Origin of the sequence: Tolypothrix sp. FACHB-123 (assembly GCF_014697075.1) — a bacterium.
Classification (GTDB): Bacteria; Cyanobacteriota; Cyanobacteriia; order Cyanobacteriales; family Nostocaceae; genus Aulosira.
In genome coordinates this window covers 14,679-34,063 of record NZ_JACJRE010000049.1, presented here as the reverse complement: position 1 = coordinate 34,063, position 19,385 = coordinate 14,679, and the positions used below count along the sequence as shown (strand labels likewise).

The 19,385-nt window shown below is 41.7% G+C and carries 13 protein-coding genes and 1 tRNA gene; 8 read left to right on the top strand and 6 right to left on the bottom strand.

Features of this window, described 5'->3' with window-relative positions; translation table 11 throughout:
- Positions 1–74: 74 nt before the first annotated feature.
- The 3 genes from dnaN to H6G41_RS25640 form a co-directional block, all read right to left on the bottom strand.
- Complete coding sequence (dnaN, locus tag H6G41_RS25650) at positions 75–1,232, bottom strand: DNA polymerase III subunit beta (protein WP_190749921.1); 1,158 nt, start codon at positions 1,230–1,232, stop codon at positions 75–77.
- Between the two features lie 112 nt (positions 1,233–1,344).
- A complete protein-coding gene (locus H6G41_RS25645) occupies positions 1,345–2,934 on the bottom strand; it encodes a B12-binding domain-containing radical SAM protein (RefSeq protein WP_190749919.1) in 1,590 nt (529 codons plus the stop codon).
- 166 nt (positions 2,935–3,100) lie between these two features.
- Positions 3,101–3,361, bottom strand: a complete 261-nt coding sequence (locus tag H6G41_RS25640; RefSeq protein ID WP_190749917.1) for a hypothetical protein — start codon at positions 3,359–3,361, stop codon at positions 3,101–3,103.
- Between the two features lie 739 nt (positions 3,362–4,100).
- On the opposite strand from H6G41_RS25640, the gene H6G41_RS25635 reads away from it, so the two are divergent.
- The 6 genes from H6G41_RS25635 (at position 4,101) to H6G41_RS25610 (ending at position 13,583) form a co-directional block, all read left to right on the top strand.
- The gene (locus tag H6G41_RS25635) at positions 4,101–8,357 is read left to right on the top strand and encodes a chemotaxis protein CheB (RefSeq protein ID WP_190749915.1); all 4,257 of its coding nucleotides are present in this window, start codon (positions 4,101–4,103) and stop codon (positions 8,355–8,357) included.
- Positions 8,358–8,600: 243 nt separating this feature from the next.
- On the top strand, positions 8,601–11,303 hold the full coding sequence (locus H6G41_RS25630) for a LuxR C-terminal-related transcriptional regulator (RefSeq protein ID WP_190749913.1): 2,703 nt from the start codon (positions 8,601–8,603) through the stop codon (positions 11,301–11,303).
- Between the two features lie 132 nt (positions 11,304–11,435).
- A complete protein-coding gene (locus tag H6G41_RS25625; protein ID WP_190749911.1) occupies positions 11,436–12,059 on the top strand; it encodes a type 1 glutamine amidotransferase family protein in 624 nt (207 codons plus the stop codon).
- 18 nt (positions 12,060–12,077) lie between these two features.
- Entirely contained in the window at positions 12,078–12,422 is a 345-nt protein-coding gene (locus tag H6G41_RS25620) for a DUF3703 domain-containing protein (protein WP_190749909.1), read from the top strand.
- Positions 12,423–12,537: 115 nt separating this feature from the next.
- Positions 12,538–13,224, top strand: coding sequence for a class I SAM-dependent methyltransferase (locus tag H6G41_RS25615; RefSeq protein WP_190749907.1), 687 nt, complete (start codon positions 12,538–12,540; stop codon positions 13,222–13,224).
- Positions 13,221–13,583, top strand: a complete 363-nt coding sequence (locus tag H6G41_RS25610) for a hypothetical protein (RefSeq protein ID WP_190749905.1) — start codon at positions 13,221–13,223, stop codon at positions 13,581–13,583. The genes H6G41_RS25615 and H6G41_RS25610 overlap by 4 nt, the downstream gene beginning before the upstream one ends.
- Positions 13,584–13,843: 260 nt before the next feature.
- On the opposite strand, the gene H6G41_RS25605 is transcribed toward H6G41_RS25610, so the two are convergent.
- The 3 genes from H6G41_RS25605 to H6G41_RS25595 form a co-directional block, all read right to left on the bottom strand.
- Complete coding sequence (locus H6G41_RS25605; RefSeq protein WP_190749903.1) at positions 13,844–15,766, bottom strand: Hsp70 family protein; 1,923 nt, start codon at positions 15,764–15,766, stop codon at positions 13,844–13,846.
- 127 nt (positions 15,767–15,893) lie between these two features.
- Positions 15,894–16,802 (bottom strand): hypothetical protein, encoded by a 909-nt coding sequence (locus tag H6G41_RS25600; RefSeq protein ID WP_190749901.1) that lies wholly within the window; start codon positions 16,800–16,802, stop codon positions 15,894–15,896.
- A gap of 204 nt (positions 16,803–17,006) precedes the next feature.
- Positions 17,007–18,254 (bottom strand): lipopolysaccharide assembly protein LapB, encoded by a 1,248-nt coding sequence (locus tag H6G41_RS25595; RefSeq protein ID WP_190749898.1) that lies wholly within the window; start codon positions 18,252–18,254, stop codon positions 17,007–17,009.
- A 241-nt stretch (positions 18,255–18,495) separates the two neighbouring features.
- Between H6G41_RS25595 and H6G41_RS25590 the strand changes: the two genes are divergently transcribed.
- Both H6G41_RS25590 and H6G41_RS25585 read left to right on the top strand, forming a co-directional pair.
- Entirely contained in the window at positions 18,496–19,086 is a 591-nt protein-coding gene (locus H6G41_RS25590) for a chromophore lyase CpcT/CpeT (protein ID WP_190749896.1), read from the top strand.
- A gap of 219 nt (positions 19,087–19,305) precedes the next feature.
- A tRNA-Cys gene (locus H6G41_RS25585) sits at positions 19,306–19,377 on the top strand.
- The last annotated feature ends 8 nt before the right edge of the window (positions 19,378–19,385 follow it).

The window sequence follows — 19,385 nt, the reverse complement described above, 5'->3', positions numbered from 1 at the left end:
TGCTCGCCATTTGTTATTGGATTTCAACATAAAATCTAAAATCCAAAATTCTTTCAATTCCCCATGCCCCATATTTAACTTCTCAATTGCACAGGCATAGCTAAATAAGTCATTTTTAAACCGCCCAAAGGTGTAAAAATCACCGGAGTTAGGCTTTGATTGAGATGCATTTGAATCTCAGAAGATGGTAATTCTTTCAACCCTTCCATGAGATATTTGATATTAAAAGCAATATCTATATCTTCCCCAGAAATTTGGGCTGGCATTGACTCTCTACCGCTACCCACATCTTGAGATTCACAAGATAATGTAATTTCTTGGTTAGCACCATCTATGCTGAGTTTGACAATATTATTCTTTTGATCGGCTAGGACTGCAATTCGCTCTAAAGTGCTTAAAAATTGTTTTCTATCGATAGTAACTTGGCGCTCAAATTGACGGGGTATGAGTTGCCGATAAGTGGGGTATTGTCCTTCTAAAGTGCGGCTGGTTAAGCGTTGATTTTTCCAACCAAATACTACTTGACCTTGATCTAAATATAAAGCTACAGGTTCATCATCAGCGGAACTATGAGCTAACATCCGTTGGAGTTCCCGTAGCGCTCTCGCTGGTACTGTTACTTCTAGTTGGTTACTATTTTCCATAGGACGCTCGTTAGTAGTTTCTACTACTGCTAAACGATGCCCATCAGTAGCGGCAAATTCGAGCGTATCTTGTTTAACTGTTAAATGTACGCCTGTGAGTACCTGCTTAGTTTCATCGCCACTAGTAGCAAATAAGGAACCGCGCAAGCCTTCAATTAAGGCGGCGGCGGTTAAGTGAATGACTTCGGAATTTTCAATTACAGGTAATTCAGGAAACTCTTCTGCACCCATTGCGCGTACTTGATAATGTCCGCTTTTTGGTGTCAGGGTAACAATTAACCCCTCCCCTGTGTTGGTTTCGGTTGCTGATTCATCATCGAGGGTAATTTCGCCTTCTGGGAGACGAGAGGTAATATCTACGAGTAATTTAGCAGGAAGTGCGATCGCTCCTCCTTGCCATACCTCAGCGTTAAAGCTAGTACGGATACCCAAGCTGAGATCGAAAGCGGTTAAGCTTACTTGGTTAGTTTGTGCATCTGCTTGTAGCAGCACATTAGCAAGTACCGGATGTGTTGGTCGTGAAGGGACAGCACGGCTAACAAGGGAGAGGTTTGTACTGAGGTCACTTTGAGCGCAAACTAATTTCATGGTCAGATTCAGCTTGTGAGTGTCTATATTATCACTCTAGAAAGATTTTTCAGTCATTGTTCACTAGCTGCTTTGATTACCAAGCTGAACAGTTCTGACCATTGATTGTGAATTACATATTCTTGACTAGCGTTCGTTCCACCTGAGGTAGTACAGAGACTTCTAATGGGTCATAGCCTAGCTGTTGCGTAATGCGTTCCCTGGCTAAAACTCGATATTCCCAAAAATGCTCGCCCGCAGCGCATAGCGCCAAATACATATTCAGCACTTGGGGTTTTGTCCACAGCAGTGTCCATAGTTGTCCCCAAAATTGACCTCTAATTTCCGGTCGTCGTAAGCCTTGATGCCAGATTAACTGGGCAAAAAGCCGCAACTTCCTACCTACAGGAATCTGCATTGTTTGTGTTCCCCTTTTAGAGGGCACAATATTCAGGCACTGTTGAAAAGCTCTGCGCAGATAGTTGACAGGTTCGTATAACGTCCAGAAGCCTTCTACATACTCTCTAGCAATTTCGGCAATGGGGCGGGTGGGAATAAAATTCATCAGAGTATTCTGATCTCCCGTCGGATGAATGCTATCACCCTCAATTAAACGCTGTTCCTGTTGGAGGCGATTCCAGAGGGCTGTGTTGGGCGGAGCTTGCAGGATTCCCAACATGGGTTGAGGAATATTGGTTTCTTCCACAAAGGCTTGAATTCTTTCTCCTGCACCAGTGCGTTCTCCGTCAAACCCCAGAATAAACCCAGCATAGATCAGCAAACCTGCTTCATTGATTTTGTGACAGGCTTCTACTAAGGGGTTGCGTGTATTTTGCACTTTGCGCGTTACGACGAGGCTATCTTGATCGGGAGTTTCAATACCGAGAAAAACAGCATAGAATCCTGCTTCTACCATCAGTTCTAGCAGTTCATCATCTTCTGCTAAGTTCACAGATGCTTCGGTCATGAAGGTGAAGGGATAGTTGTGCTGTTGCATCCAAGGAATTAATTCTCTTAAGAAGCGTTTAACATTACGCTGATTGCCAATAAAGTTGTCATCGACAATAAATAGCGATCCTCGCCAACCTAAATCATAGAGATATTGCAACTCTGCTAAACTTTGAGAAGGTTCTTTAGTCCGCGATTTGCGACCGTAGAGAGAGATAATGTCACAAAATTCGCAATTGAAGGGACAACCGCGAGAAAACTGAATTGCCATCATGAAGTAGGCATTAAGTTCCAGCAAATCAAAGCGAGGCATAGGGCTTTGAGTCACATCCGGCTTTTCTGGCGAGCGGAAGATTCCTTGAGTTTGGCCTTGAGAGATCGCTTCTAAGAATAGCGGAACTGTCATCTCTCCTTCATCTAGGATGAGATAATCAGCCCCAGAAGCTTGGGCTTCCTGTGGGACTGATGTGGGATAAGGCCCGCCTACTGCTACTTTTTTACCTAACCTGACGGCTTTTTTAATCAGGGCGTGGAAATCTGGTCTCTGCACTAGCATGGCAGAGATAATCACTAGGTCACACCACTCCCAATCTGCCTCTGTCTCTAGACGGACATTGCGGTCATAAAATCTTACTTCCCAATCTTCGGGTAATAATGCTGCAACAGTAATGATTCCCAGGGGTGGAATGACGGCTTTGAGTCCCGCGATTTCCATAGCGCGATCGTAAGACCAAAAAGACTGAGGAAACTGGGGGTAGAGTAACAGTGTTTTCATAGTCTCTTATTAAGATCCTTAGTGCAGCTTTGGTGATTTTTGCACAAGCGGATAGAGAAAGAGTCTAGCCAAAGTTAGATCTATGTAAGCAGAAATCAGAATTTATTTTTTCTGGAGTCTGATGGTAACACTGAAGAGTGGGTTTAATTAAATTTTTGTGATTGATTTATCTTAATTCGATGTCTTGTTCAAAAACTAATATCAAATCATTTATGGTTTTCTTGTATTGAAAACCATAGTCTAATAGAGCTTGCTTTAAAGTTTCTACTTCAGATGCTTCGAGGTGATTTTTGGGATTAATCTCAATAGTTGCCTCATTTACCGTAAAATCAAAATACTCTTTAAATTGGCTATAATCCCAGTTTAGTTTTCTCGCTGCATTTAACTCAATGGCAGCTAATGTATCATCAAATTTGCTGTTAACCATGAGTTTGCCTCTCCAGTGATCTTTAAAAATATATTTTAACAAAAATTATCACTAAAAAACTCAATATCAACCTTAGTGAAGAGCGAAGAATAACTGCTAAGTAGACCGACGTTAACAATTAGAGTTATTGATAGCCAGGTGGCAGATAGTACAAAAAAAGATTGTTTAGTACCCATAAAAGGCGATCGCAGAGTTTCTCAGTCCAAGCGATCGCTTTTATTTTTGTTTATTTTTGAAGTAGCAAAGAGCGCCGTACGAATGAAACGCGCTCACTAAATAATCAGCAAAGCTATAAAAATCTGTGAATTCTGGACGTATCTGCTATAAATTGGGAATATTGACATTTTTAGAATTTCAGGTTCGTCTCTATATCAAGCCTAAATGATTTGTGAAATCTGATATCAAGGGTTTTTAATTATTGACTGTCAACGGTTAAAATTCAACAGCCAAAACCGATATTTTTCACATCTGAAATAGGATTGCTATATATCTATATCTAAGACTCTTATTTGATTTTTGCTAAACTAGGTATACATTGATTGTTTATTTACTGTTAAGAGTTCAGGATTGCTGGGTTTCACAAGTGATTGATAAATTACCTAGAATTGCTATATCATTGCCTTAAAATTAAAGCTCCAGACCGCTAGTTAATCGGACTCATCTTTGAACGATTACAAAATATATCTGTTGTTTTAATTACTTAAAAACTTAACAACCGAAACAATTAACTGCTGACATCATGAACCCTAGGCGGTCTGCTAAAAAATCTCAATCTAATTCCCCTGCTGGTCAATCGTCAAATGAAGAACAGCAAAATCATCAAAACGAATTATTTCCCATAGTGGGGATGGGTGCTTCTGCGGGTGGAATAGAAGCTTTTACAGAATTGCTGAGCCATTTGCCAAATGATACAGGTATGGCATTTGTGGTAATTCAGCACTTGAGTCCCAATCAAAAAAGCTTGTTGAGTGAGATTCTCTCACGGTCAACCCAAATGCCTGTAGCGGAAGTGCAGGATGGTATGGTTGTGGAACCGAATCATGTCTACGTGATTCCGCCTAATACCAAAATGACAATTGCTCAGGGAGTTCTAAAACTGGCTCCTAGGGGGAAAACCTACGGCGTTTTTATGTCAGTGGATGCTTTCTTGATGTCTTTAGCAGAAGAACGGGGAAGTAAAGCAATTGGCATCGTGCTGTCGGGGGGCGATGCAGATGGCACAAGGGGACTAGAATTTATTAAAGGATGTGGTGGTATTACCTTTGCCCAGTGCCAAGAATCGGCAAAAGTCAATAGTATGCCGAACACTGCTGTGGCTTCGGGTCATGTAGATTTTATTCTCACCCCGCAAGAGATTGCTGAGGAGCTGACAAAGCTGAGTCGCCATCCTTATATCCAGCAGCAGTCAGAAACACTAACTGAGGTACCTGAGTTAACTCCAGCAAAGGGAGATAGTATCTCGACAATTTTTAGTTTGCTACGTGCTGCTACAGGAGTTGATTTTAAATACTATAAACAAACCACTTTCAAGCGGCGCATCCTGCGGCGAATGATTTTGTACAAGCTGGACAGATTGGAAGATTACGTCAATTATCTGGTGGAAAATCCCACAGAAGTCAAGGCGTTATATCAAGATGTGCTGATCTCTGTCACCAGTTTTTTCCGCGATCCGGAATCTTTTGAAGCCTTAAAAACAAAAGTATTTCCGCTTATTACCCAGGATCACACGCCAGATTCACCGATCCGCATTTGGATAGCGGGATGTTCAACTGGTCAAGAAGCTTACTCAATTGCTATTTGCTTGCTAGAGTTTTTGTCTAATCAGGTAATCAATCCACCAATCCAGATTTTTGCTACAGATATTAATGAGGCAGCAATTGAAACAGCGAGGATTGGCATCTACAAGCCTAGCCTGGTAGCAGAAGTCTCTCCAGAACGTCTACAGCGCTTCTTTATCCAGGTAGAAGGTGGTTACCAAATCAGCAAGCCAGTGCGTGAGTTGTGTATCTTTGCTAGGCAAAACCTGACTGCCGATCCGCCTTTTTCGCACTTGGATCTGATTACTTGTCGCAATGTACTGATTTATTTGGGTATCCCGATGCAGAAGAAACTCCTACCCATATTTCATTATGGTCTCAAGCCAAGTGGCTTTTTGATGTTGGGTACCTCAGAGACAGTAGGTGAATTTTCAAATTTGTTTACGCTGGCGGACAGAAAGTCCAAGATTTATACCCGAAAAATGACATCTACTCGATTAGGTATAAATATAATTGCCAGTAACTATCCCTTAGTAGTAAATACTCAGCAGCAACCAGCGATTGAGAATGCTTGGGATGAAGTGGAAATTCAGACAGCAGCCGACCGAATTGTGTTAAATCACTATGCCCCGGTTGGTGTAGTTATTAACAACGATTTGGAGATTTTGCAATTTCGCGGACAGACTAATTTATATCTGCAACCCCCACCAGGCAGGCCGAGCTTTAATTTGTTGAGGATGGCAAGAGAAGAATTGCGGCTAGAGCTACGCACTGCCATTCACCAAGCAAAACAACGAAAGGTGACAGTGCGAAAAGAAGATATCCAAATTCTCGAAAACGGACAAGTTAGGTTGGTTAAGGTTGAAGTTGTACCGTTTAAATCTCCCCGCACTGAAGAACGCTACTTTTTAGTGATGTTTGAAGATATACCATCACTACCGCCTGTTGATTTTGAGTCAGCTAGCGATGGCGCGGAGCGCAACGCCAAAAGCGATCGCAACATTAAGTCTGCCCAGAAACAACAAATAGCTGCCCTAAAGGAAATTAACGCACTGAAGCAGGAGTTAGCAACTACAAAAGAATATCTGCAATCAATTATTGAGGAACAGCAAGCTACCAATCAAAACTTGAGAGCTGCTAACGAAGAAATCCTTTCTAGCAACGAAGAATTACAAAGTACTAATGAGGAATTAGAAACTGCTAAAGAAGAAATTCAAGCAACCAATGAAGAACTAAACATTATTAACGACGAACTGCAACGGCGGAATCTTGAGTCAACTGAGGTAACCAATGATTTGCAGAATTTACTCAGCAATATTAATATTCCCATTCTCATGTTGGGGGGCGATTTGCGGATTCGGCGGTTTACTCCGGTGGCGGGGAGGATTTTTAACCTAATTCCCACGGATGTCGGACGACCAATCGGTAACATTAATCACAACTTGAATATTTCTGATTTAGAGCAACAAATTTTAGAAGTGATTGGCACTCTCAACTTTAAAACCCAGGAAGTTCAAGACTCAGAAGGACACTGGTATGATTTACGCATTCGACCTTACCGCACAATCGACAACAAAATAGATGGTGCTGTGGTTGTTTTAGTTGACATTGACGAACTCAAACGCAGTACCGAACAGCTAAGAGCATCAAGAGATTACGCCCAAGCAATTGTCGATACGGTACGAGAATCGATTTTGGTGCTGGATTTAGAGTTACGGGTGGTGAAAGCCAATCGCTCTTTCTACCAAACCTTCCAAGTAGTACCTACACAAACAGAACAGCGGTTGATTTTTGAACTTGGCAATGGACAGTGGAATATCTCATTATTGCGATCGCTCTTAGAAGATGTTATCCCCAGCAATACCCCATTTCAAGATTTAGAAGTTGAGCATAACTTTGAGTCAATTGGACACAAAATTATGCGGCTGAATGCGCGGAGATTGCCACAAATCGACGAGATGCAATTAATTCTTTTAGTAATTGAGGATATTACCCAGCAAAAGCGATTGGAAGCAGAACGCGCTCAGTTGCTTACTCAAGAACAATCAGTTCGTGCTGCTGCGGAAACAGCTAACCGTGCTAAAGATGAGTTTTTATCAGTTCTTTCTCATGAACTGCGTAATCCGCTTAATTCTTTACTGGGGTGGGCACAGTTGCTACGGCGGTCAAATCTCGAACAAGAGATCCTTAATCAAGGATTAGAAGCAATTGAGCGCAGCGCCATAGCTCAAGCCCAGCTCATTGGGGATTTGTTAGATGTCTCACTTATCAGCGCTGGTAGGCTGCGTGTCAATGCTGAATTAATTGAGCTTGTAGCGGTGATTGAAGCTGCGATTGATGTTGTCCAGATATCAGCCAAAGCCAAAAATATCCAAATTGAAACCAGGTTAAATCCCACAGACATCAGGATAAACGGCGATCCCAATCGCTTACAGCAGGTGATGTGGAACTTGCTTTCTAACGCGATTAAATTTACCCCAGCCGGAGGCAGAATTAATATCACTCTAGAGTACAGTGATTTCCACGCTGAAATTCAAGTTAGCGACACAGGTAGCGGTATTAGACCCGATTTTCTCCCTTATATTTTCGAGCGCTTCCGTCAAGCTGATGGTAGCAGAAGGCGCTCAAACCCTGGTCTAGGGCTGGGGCTTTCGATTGTGCGTCACTTAGTAGAACTCCACGGCGGTACAGTTGAAGCAGAGAGCCAGGGTGATGGTCAAGGGGCAACTTTTACAATCATCCTACCTTTACAAACTCAATCGAGTGAACATTCTCTGCTGATTACTAGACAATTAGTCGCCTTACAAGAACGCTTAGAAGTGCCAAGTGGGAATATTACCTCATTAGCGGGTGTGCGGGTACTGGTTGTTGATGACGAACCGGATATTCGCCAGTTATTTATGGTTAGCCTTGAGCAATACGGAGTAGAAGTGACAGCTGTTGCATCAGCTAATGCTGCAATCTCAACCTTGATGGCTAACCCTAACGGCTACGATGTTCTGCTGTCTGATCTTGGTTTGCCAGAGCAAGACGGTTATGATTTGATTCGTCAGGTAAGGGCGCTGGATGCTGAAGCTGGAGGGCAAATTCCCGCCGCCGCCCTCACCGCCTATGCTGGAGATGCAGAGCAAACAGAGGCGCTAGCAGCAGGATATCAAATGCACATTGCTAAACCCGTTGAACCTGGGCAATTGCTATACATCGTCGCTTGTTTGGCGGGAAGAATGAGCAATGATTAGTGACCTTTGATTTTGCCTGAGACGCTTCTTGAATGTTCTCAGCAAAATATTCATAAAATCCCCCATAATTATCCTGCGGAAAGCCCCTAGCCTTCGGCAACGCTCCGCGAACGGGGCTACGTTCTTCAACTCGGTATTATATTTAACAGAGTTTGGTTTTTAGTTCCACTAGCTTACTAGATGGATGAAGAGAAAATGCTTGTTTTGTTATCCTGAAAACAAGGGTTTGTGCAGATATTCAATATGCTTAGTCCTCTGCTAGTAACCAAGTTGCATCTTCCATTGTCACCTTCGCCTCTAGTGCAACGGCAACGCCTGTGGGAAAAATTAAATCAGGGGTTAACCAGCAGACTGATTCTAATTTCGGCTGCGGCTGGCTTTGGGAAGACAACTGTGTTGAGCGAATGGGCACATCAAACTCAAGTATCTGTAAGTTGGCTTTCCCTGGATGACCAAGATAACGATTTAAGGCGCTTTTGGAGATATATTATCGCTGTTTTGCAGCAGAATATTCATCATATTGGTGAAGCTACGCTGGCAATGTTACAAGCGAGCGAAGCAGTGCCATTTGAAGTATTTTTGACACCGTTAATTAATGAATTAGCACAACTGGAAACGGCTTTAATTCTTATTTTGGATGATTATCACCTAATTAAAACTGCCGCAATTCATGACACGCTAACTTTTTTTCTGGAGCATTTACCAACACAGATCCATTTAGCGATCGCAACTCGTGTTGATCCACCCCTACCTTTAGCCAAATGGCGCGTCCGCAACCAATTAACCCAAATACGGGCAGATGATTTACGTTTCACTGATGCAGAAGCCGCCACATTTTTGCATCAGTCTATAGCAGTGCCATTAACAGAGTCACAGATAGCAATTTTGCAAACAAAAACTGAAGGATGGATTGCCGGGTTGCAGTTAGCTATGCTTTCCTTACGTGATAATACTAATTTAGAGGTTTTCATTGAATCATTTGGCGGAGATAAGCGCTATATCCTAGATTATCTGGTCGAGGAAGTTTTACAACGGCAATCGCCGTCCTTGCAATTGTTTCTGTTGCGAACCTCTATCCTAGAGCAGATGTGCGGCTCCCTCTGTGAAGCTCTGATGCGAGAAGATGCGGTAAATGGAGCCGAGATTTTAGAGCAATTGGAGCGGCAAAACTTATTTGTCATTGCATTGGACGGTAATCGCACCTGGTATCGCTATCATCATCTGTTTGCTGAGTCACTGCGTCATATTCTGCACCGCAGAAAACCAGATTGTATTGGGAAATATCATCATTATGCTGCCCAATGGTACGAACAGCAGGGATATATTACAGATGCTATTAAACACGCCATCTCAGCAGAGACATTTGAGTATGCAGCTTTTTTAATTGAGCAAGAAATTCAAACCACAGAAAACCCTCGCATTGATGCGATCGCTTTGGGTAATGCTCTGAACGCATTACCCGCACAACTGACTTATACCCGTCCCTGGTTACTTGTAGCTAAAGCCTGGGCTGCTTTCACCACTTCTTCGTTTCCCGATACAGTTGGCGTCTTCAAAACCTTAGAAAGCTTGTTAAATCAAGGTATTGATACCACTGAAAACAGCGATCGCCTTTGGGGGTTAGTAGCCGCACTTAAAGGAATGCAAGCGCGTCAGCAAGGAAATACAGCCCAATCAGTCGCATTCATGGAAAAAGCTTTGCAATTATTGCCGTCAGACCATTCTTGGTTGCGATCGCTAATTATGCTCAATCTTGGTGTGACTTATTTTGTTGCCGATAATTATGAGGGAGCAAAGCCATTACTAACAGAAGTTAGCTCTATTGGTAAGGCACAAGGCACAGCCGATCCCGCGATCGCAGGGCTTTATTTACAAGCACAGTTTCTGGCATTGCGAGGAAAACTGGAGTTAGCAACTTCTCTGTGTCAGCAAGGCTTGGAACTAGCAACGCAACGACGTTGGTTAGCAACTTATGCAGGTGTTTTGGTGCAGGTAGCGTTAGCTGATGTATTAAGAGAACAAAACCAGTTAGAAGCAGCTGCACAACATCTTACCCAAAGCATTGAGCGCGCTATTGAGAATCAGCAGCCTGGATTGATGATGGGCTATATTACACTGGCACGAGTACGCCTGTCTCAAGGAGACTTAAAAGCAGCGTGGGCTGCCATTCTTGGGGCTGAACGCTGTCAAATTTGGCTCTGGCCGACCATCCTGGCTGTTGAAACCTGTAAGGTGAGATTGCATTTGGCAGAAGGAAATTTAGATGCGGCGATCGCCTGGGCAGAGAACAGTAATCTGAGTGTAGAGGGTGAACTGCACTATAGTCGAACTGAACAGTTTCCGACAGGTTCCGAACTCGATTACTTAACTTATGCCAGAGTACTACTAGCTTACGGTCAACATAAGTCATCTTCATCTCATTTACAAGATGCCCTGGGATTGCTTAAGCGATTGTATGAATTTGCTCAAATAGGCGGACGAACTATCCGCGTTATGGAAACCTTGCTTTTACAGGCGTTGGTTTTGCAAGCTCAAGGAGATAGAAAAGAATCTCTAAATTATCTCAATCAAGCCTTGAATATTCCCCGCCAAGGCAATTACATTCGTCTGTTTTTAGATGAAGGAAAACCAATGACAGAGTTATTGCAACACGCTGTCTCAAAGAATATTCATACCTCACAAGTGCATCTTTTATTAGCTGTATCTGGTTCAGTGGAGCAGAATAAATCTACTTCAGTCTCAGCGTTGATTGAGCCATTAACTGACCGCGAACTGGAAGTGCTAAATTATCTAGCAACTGGAATGTCGAATCAGGCGATCGCCGAGCGACTTTTTGTCAGTCTGGCTGCTGTCAAATGGCACGCGCGAAATATCTACGGCAAGTTGGAAGTCAACAATCGCACTCAAGCTGTAGCGAAAGCTAGAGAATTAGGGATTTTATTCTAGGAGAAAGTCTAACTCCAACACCTATCCTTTCGGCTAGTGAACGAATGAGGCACACTTGTTAAGCTGGGGAATCTGGGGAAGATAAAAAACTTTTTTTGGTAACAAGCGAATCTACTTCCCCACTTGTATTGTATGGAAAAGCAAATCGTCCATCTATTCGTATTTAATACCCTTGCTGATTGGGAAATTGGTTTTACCGTTGCGGGAATAAACAACCCGGCATTTCAAAAACACCCTGGACGCTATCGCGTGCAAACCGTTGGCTTAGATGCGGAACCTGTGACAACCATTGGGGGAGTGACAATTCTGCCTGATATCACCCTCGACGAACTAGACTCAAGCGCCATGCTCATTCTGCCAGGAGGTGAGGCATGGGATGCAGGCTCAAATACTGAAATTTTGGCAACAGCAAAAGCCTTCCTGGCAGGAGGTATCCCAATTGCGGCGATTTGTGGTGCAACCGCAGGATTAGCGCGTGTCGGCATCTTGGATGATAAAGCCCACACCAGTAATGCCTCCGAGTATTTGCAAGCAACAAACTATGGTGGAGCAGCTTTTTATCAAAATCAACCGGCGGTGACAGCTGGTGATGTTATTACTGCAAACTCTACCGCTCCTCTTGAGTTTGCTTACCACATTTTCAAAAAGCTTGATATTTACGATGCCCAAATTCTCGAAGCCTGGTATGGACTTTTTAAAACAGGTGATTCCTCTTATTATTTCACCTTGCAAAAACTAACAAGCTCATCAAGTTAATATTTGGAGGATAATTAGATGAAAGCGATTGTATATGAACATTTCCAAGCAGAACTTAGCAAAGCGAAAACATTGATTGCAGAGCAAGACTTTGAATCAGCATGGATAGCCTTACAACGCGCTCACATTCTCGGACAGAATGATGCGATCGCTCATCCAATTGCCCATTGGAATATGCTGAAACTCGCCTGGAAACAAAAAGACTTTCAGGAGATTTCTATGCAACTAATGTCAACAGTTTTAGCAATTCCCTTAACACTCTTGTCTGGAAAAAAAAGATACCTCAGAGGAGGTAAAGCCAATGTTGATGACTCAGAAAAAATGTCTATCCCAGAAGATATTCAACAAATTCTGAATCAGTAGTTTTGCGATTTGAACTACTTTTAAAACTATCCTTTTATCTATCCATTTGGTTAGGGATAAATGCCAGCTTCAAAGCGACTGTGAAATTACAGTCATGCATCAATGAGGTTTGACAATGGAATGGACAATCGGATGGTGGCAAATCTCTGTTCAACGAGTTTATCCCACAAACGCGCAACTGTCTCAAACCTATAATCAAGCTGCTTCCTGGTGGCATCAACATCTTCAGGTTTTAGGTTATAGCCATGCTTACAGAGAGTTATGGCGATCGCTGAAAAATGCCGATATGTTACCTCACAGTCAAGATAAATTAACCATTTGTGATTGCGGTATTGGTACAGCAGCTTTCAGTCTGGCATTTGCTCAAATTATTAACCCCAAAGCACATATCACTGGAGTTGATATTTCAGCCCAAATGCTGAACAAAGCAGATCAAAAACTTTCTCTGGCAAAGGTTCCTCATCAAGTTTATCAAAGTGATGTCAATACTTTGCCTTTTGCAGATTGTGCTTTTGATGCTGTCATCTGTGCCCACACAATCGAACACTTACCCAATCCGCTACAAGGATTACGGGAAATGGTCAGGGTTCTGCGTCCAGGCGCACCTTTGATTGTTGTCGTCACTCAGTCTGGATTATTGGGTTGGTTAATTCAGTGGTATTGGGGAAATCGATGTTTTAGTCAAGAAGAACTGTCAATGCTTATACACGAAGCCGGGCTGACTCAGCTTCAGTTTCTTTCGTTTCCCGTTGGGCTAGCTCGCTTTACTAGTATTGCTTGTATTGCCTTTAAGAGGTCATGATGTTTCTGAGAATCTGGCGATCGCTCACAATTATACTAGTAGCATTATTTACAGGATTGGAATTTGCCCATATTTTAGAATTGCCTGCCAAAATGCAGTACGATGGGGCGCTGTATGTAACGATTCAGAATAGCTTGTATCGTTATTTTGGTGCGCCAGGGCCAGGAGCATTTATTACTGTGGGTGCAGTTCTGTGGGCGATCGCACTTACTGTTCTGGTACGAAAACGCCAATCTGCTTTTTGGTGGACATTAGCAGGTACAGTATGTCTTTTAATCGCTTTTCCCCTGATCTATTTTCTGAACCCATTGTTCGTGTCATTAGGTATTTTGCTTTTAAGTTGCAAAAACCATCGTTAGGGCTGTTGACAGTTGATTGTTGATAGTCAATGTTTAACAACCCTTATTAATAGTTATGCAATTTAGACGCGCATTAGCTTATCCAATTAGGCTAGCCTGAAAGTCACAAATGGGAGGACTAAATTTTTTTCATTCATGCAACAAAGCCTATCAAGATTTAATTCTTGCAAATTCCTAACAGTTTGAAAATCAAAAAAATCAAGCTGTTATATTATTTAGTTTTTTGGATTAAAAAAGACTTAGATATCCTACCAATCCCACTATTGGATCAGAATTATTGCCTCCTGAACTTTCGAGGAAAGAGCTTTTTCTAAACCTTGCTCAACTTTAGTAATAAGTTCGTTAAAAGCCTCCTGATTTGCTGTTAGTTGTTCTCGCAACACTTTTTCTAAATCGGGCTTGATTTGCTGACACATATCGTCAATTTTCTGATCACTCAAAAAACTAGAACGTAGCCAACCTGGAACATTAACATTTGTTTTAATTACTTCTTGAACATCTTTACGATTTAACTCCATTCCAGCAGCCATCACCGAAGCACCATATATTAAGACAATCGGCCATGTAAAATGTCCGGTTAGTATCAAAGTAATAATGCTACCAAGAGTACCCCCACCAATTACAATGTTGACAATAAATGCTACTGTGTCGGCAAGAATAGCATCACCAATTGTTAGTTCAGGGTTAACAAAACTTGGATCAATGCTATCCTCAAACCTTAAACTACTTCTCGGTATTTGAAACTTGCGGCATATTGGATCTGTTTGGGCGGATAAGTCTGGCTGAATTTTATTGTTAAACCAATTAATGCATTGATTATTAATTATCTGCTGGGCAATATCGCCTTGTAACCACTGTTCTGCTTGAATTTTAATTGAAGTTTCTAAATCGGCTAAAGTCTTGATTTTATGCTTGCGCCAGTCTTTTACTCCTGGTCGAACTGCGTTTTCAATTAAACTATTTGTTAGTGGCTGAGTTAACAATTCAATTAACTCTGGAATATGCCTGGTAATCAATTCTTTGAGCTTGTTTGATTCAACGAGTTTGTTAACTTCTTGTTGGAAGGCAGTAGCACGCAAATCCCATCTACCTACACGCGCTAAACCTAATGCAATACAACGTTCTGGTTCAGGATCTGGGCGGAGGAGGGTTTCTGGTTCGGGAAAGATTTCTTGACAGATTTGGTGTGTAAATTTCATCCGGGAGGCACCACCAGTCATCAGCAAAATCTTTGGCACAATTCCTTGTTTATCTAGCTGCTTTTTTGCTTCTAAGACTGCATCACGAAATGATTGCATCCAACTTTTTTGTGCTAATTCTGGCAAAGGTTGATGCAATATCTCTTCCATAATTAATTGGTTAACTTGGGGAATAAAATAAATTTGCTCGTTGATAGACTCAAAGCCACGAGCAAAGGATTGGGCATCACTATATAGCTGTTCATTAGAAAAGTAATCTTCTTTAGTTTTACGACAAGCAAGTTCACAACGAGCTTGGTGATGGGGATATTCTGTAAATACTTTTTCTAATAATGCTTTTTGCTCATGTTTAGCCAGAGTGCGCTCAAAAATAGCTTTGTCAATTAACGATGCGCCTAAAGTATTACTGCCAAAATCTATGGGGATTTCTTGTAAACTTTTAACCAGAGTAAAATCTGTAGTTGAAGAGCCAATATCGACAATTAGCACCGATGAAAGGAGTTTTTTATACTCTAGTTTTCCGGCTTCTTTGGCTTGCATAAAAGCAGCCCGCGATTCAGGAACAACATTGAGTAAATTGATTCCAGCTGATTGTAGTAACTTTTGATATTCTGTGCGATCGCTCACAGACCATCCAGAAGGACAACCAACGTAAAAGTAAGTATTTTCTCCACCTTCAATTTGTTTACTTTCCTTTAAAAGGCGGTAGTAGGTGGTAACAAAAGTACTAATTGTTTCTTGATACTTGGGGTCGTTGTTTGGTTTTTGCTTGAAAGAGATTGTTAATTGGGTAACGCCAGCTTGAATTAATGCTTGTTCTCCGACAAGATAACCAAGCCTAGGATGCCAACCAAGAGCCGTAATTTGATTTTTCCTATTATTAATCTCCAACATTTGAGGAGGTTCAATACTCTCCACTATCGCTTTAGCCACGGCTGTTTCACCATGTCCCAAATCAAACCCAATTGTTTCTAAAATTTCCATAGTATTTTTGTCTAAAAATTTGCAAAAAGAATTCGACAGATACACAATCCCAAACTCTTTTTATGTCTGAATTTCTTAATTTTGACCCTGCGACTACGCTCAGGGTAAAATTTTGAATTGGTATCTGTTATTCTTTAGCTTGGAAATACGCTGGTTCAATGACTCGGCCGCGCCGCAACAAGCGATCGCCTTTGAGCAATGCAGGTGCTAAAGTTACATAATCTTTGCTGTCAGGGTCGATACTTGGCTCAAAATCAAAATAATTGCGATCGCTTTGCGCATCGTTGATTCGGTAAATTTGGGCACGAATTCCTTGCTCCATTAAAATTTGTGGCAGAAGTTGCGCAAGTGCGATCGCCATCTGGGGTTTATTCAGAAATGATGCGCCCATAAGCTTTTGGAGAAAACCCAATAACTCTGGCAGTTCTTCTATACCAAGTTCTTCTTCTTGTTTACTTCCTACATCAAATCTAGCGATTGCTAGGTCAATTGTGTGGAGTGCATCAGCAAGGTTGTCTAAAAGAACTTTACTATCCACCCGGAGAACAGCTTGAGGTAAGTTTAATAGCTGTTGTGGCGTTGAATGATCATCCTGATTGTTTTTGTCGAGTTGCACTACAACTTCCAACCCCAAAAGCACAGAAGCCAGCAACATCCCCATCCACGCACCTGGTGTAGTTTTAGTTAAATAAAATAACCAAGCCAAAATTCCTATATAAAGCAGTATCTTTAGTAGTTTCAGGATGACTCTGTGAGGGTTCAAGTTTGTAACTGGGTTAGTAATTTGCTTTTGCTGTGTGGGAGCGATTTGAGCAAGATTAGCAGCCGCCAGAGTCCCAATAGACTGTCGCAACGTATCTAATAAAAAGGAAGCTAAACGGACTTGAGTTAAATTTAGCTCGCTAATATAAATTCTTTCCAAATTATCAAGTCGCTTTTGAATTAGCTTAACTATCTGCTCAATGCTACTAGTATTTTCAATATCTGTCTGGAGTTGGTTGCGTTCTTCACTAAAAAATGTACTAATCTTTTTCATAGCAATTCCTGCCTACTTGATACTACTAGCATGATGTGGCCATAAAGCTTCTTCTGATTGCTGCGTTGATGATATGAAGTTAGAGAAAGTAGCTTTTGCTGGCTGCCAAATACCTGCGGCGAGTTGAGAAAACTCTTGGTAGTTTCCGTGCGGTTTTGATAACTTTTACCACCTCAAAATCAGCGAACGGACAGTAGATGTTACTTACAAATTGCCTTTCGATATTTTTTCAATTTGTTGATTAAAGTAGGTTTCATCATACTTGAGTTGTTGCGCTATCTCTAAACCCTTTTGAAAAGCTGTGAGTGCTTGGGGATATTGTTTTTGTTGTACATAAAGTTGTCCTATTTGGTCGTAAGCTTGCATAACGCCGTAATAGTTGGTAGCTTGAGTTTGCGCTGCAATTAAAATTTGACTAGTTTGTAATGCATCTTCTATTTGTCCTTGAGAACGGTACAGCGCAATTAACTGTTGTAAAGCTTCACCCGCATCAACATATTGTTGCTGTTCCCAAGCTGTGGTATAAGCTGCTTGATAATTTTTAAAGGATTCTGCTAATAAAGCTGGGTTTTCTTTGGCTAATGTTTGATAATTTGCCGCGATCGCCATTTTAAATTTTGGTAATTGCGTCATATTATTTTCATTAGTGTAAATTTCTGCCAGCTTACTCAAGATATTGATCGATTCTTGCGGATTTTTCGCCTGTTCGTAAATATAAGCTAGCTGTTGCAAGTATGCTACCTCGTTTAATTTATCACCAGTAGCAGTAGCTAAATCTAACAATTCTTGATAAGTGGCTGCGGCTTGGGGATAATCGAACCAACCCAGATGTACTTCCCCAATGCTTTTGAGGGTATCGACAATCGCGGCGGTATTTTTTTGTTGTTTGACTGCTGTTAATAGGCGATTGTACACTTCCAAAGCCTGTTTTGGCGATCGCACTTTTTCATAAGCCTCACCAAGCGATCGCAATAATTGTAAATCCAAGAGTGGCTGAGATAGGGTTTGCGTTTGAATAGCTTGCAAGCGTTGGGTAATATATTGCACCTGTTCGCGATTATTTTGATTAAAAGCGATCGCTCCCACCCGTGACAATGCTTGCACCTCAGTTAATGAACCATACAAGCGGCGTAAACGTAGTTCTCGGTTCCAAATTTCAAACGCCGCTTCCGTATTTCCCGCTTCCAGTTTAGCCGCAGCTTCCTGATTTAGCTGCTCAATTTGCGGTTCTAGCTGTTGCAGTTGCGCCGGAGTCAACTTTTTTGGATCGCCTAAAGGTGTTAGTAATGGATCGGGAAGTATATTTTCTAGTGGACTAGGGAGAAATTTATCTGGTTGTTGGGGCTTTTTACTCTGTGCCAAAGTCAACGAGCTGCTAAACTGCCAGACTATAGCCACAGTCATAATTATAGTTAACAGATGTAATTGCTTACTGTCGTTACATTGTGTCATTTGCGAATCTCCCTACCCCATTAACTAAATTACCAATTTGAAGGACGCATAAAGCGATCGTAATTCTCCCCAATTAGTTGGAGAGACAGGGGAGAAAAAAATTTTTAGATTTTAAGTTGCAATCTCATCTAAATCCACATATTGTTTCCCATACCCCATGCCCCATGCCCCATGCCCAATACCATCACAAAGCCTTAAAATACTTCAAGAAGAATATTCAGCAATCATTTGATTATTTGTAATGACTCACTCTACGGACATTGCTACCTTGGCTCGCTGGATGGCGGCTGATTTTAGCAATCAACAACAAGCTTTTGACAACCCACCACTTTATGCTCATATTCGCGTGTGTATGCGTCCCCTACCTTTAGAGTTTTTATCAGGGGTAAGTTTGTTTGTGGAACAAGCTTATGATTTTGCACTACACGATCCTTATCGGGTGCGGGTGTTGAAGTTAATCGACACAGGCGATCGCATCCACATTGAAAATTACACTGTTAAAGAAGAAACAAATTTTTACGGTGCAGCCCGTAACTTGGAAAAGCTTGCCACTTTAAAGGTGGATAATTTAGAAAAGTTATCCGGCTGTAACATGATTGTCGAATGGACGGGTAACAGCTTTAAAGGTAAAGTTGAACCAGGTAAAGGCTGCATCGTCTTTCGCAAGGGAAACAAAACCTATCTCGATAACGAATTTGAAATCAGCGAAGATATCTTTCTCAGCCTCGACCGCGGACGAGATTTAGAAACTGATGAGCATCTGTGGGGATCTGTAGCCGGGCCTTTTCGGTTTTTCCGGCGTCAAAGTTTCGCTGATGAAGTGAAACTTTAAAACTTAATCTAAAACATTGTGGGTAATGAGTTACAACCCATTACCCGGCGATGATCCTTTTTTTGTGTTGGTTGAATCAGCAGTTTTTTCATCAAGTAAAAGGCGATCGCCCTAAGTACAAAAACTTAATTTACCCCTGATTTTGGGAAAATTCAGAAATTTCTCTAAACAGAGGATGCGTTTTTCACAAAAATCTTGGTAATATAGTTAAGCGAGTGCGGCGGCATAGCCAAGTGGTAAGGCAGAGGTCTGCAAAACCTCCATCCCCCGGTTCAAATCCGGGTGCCGCCTTTAACTGT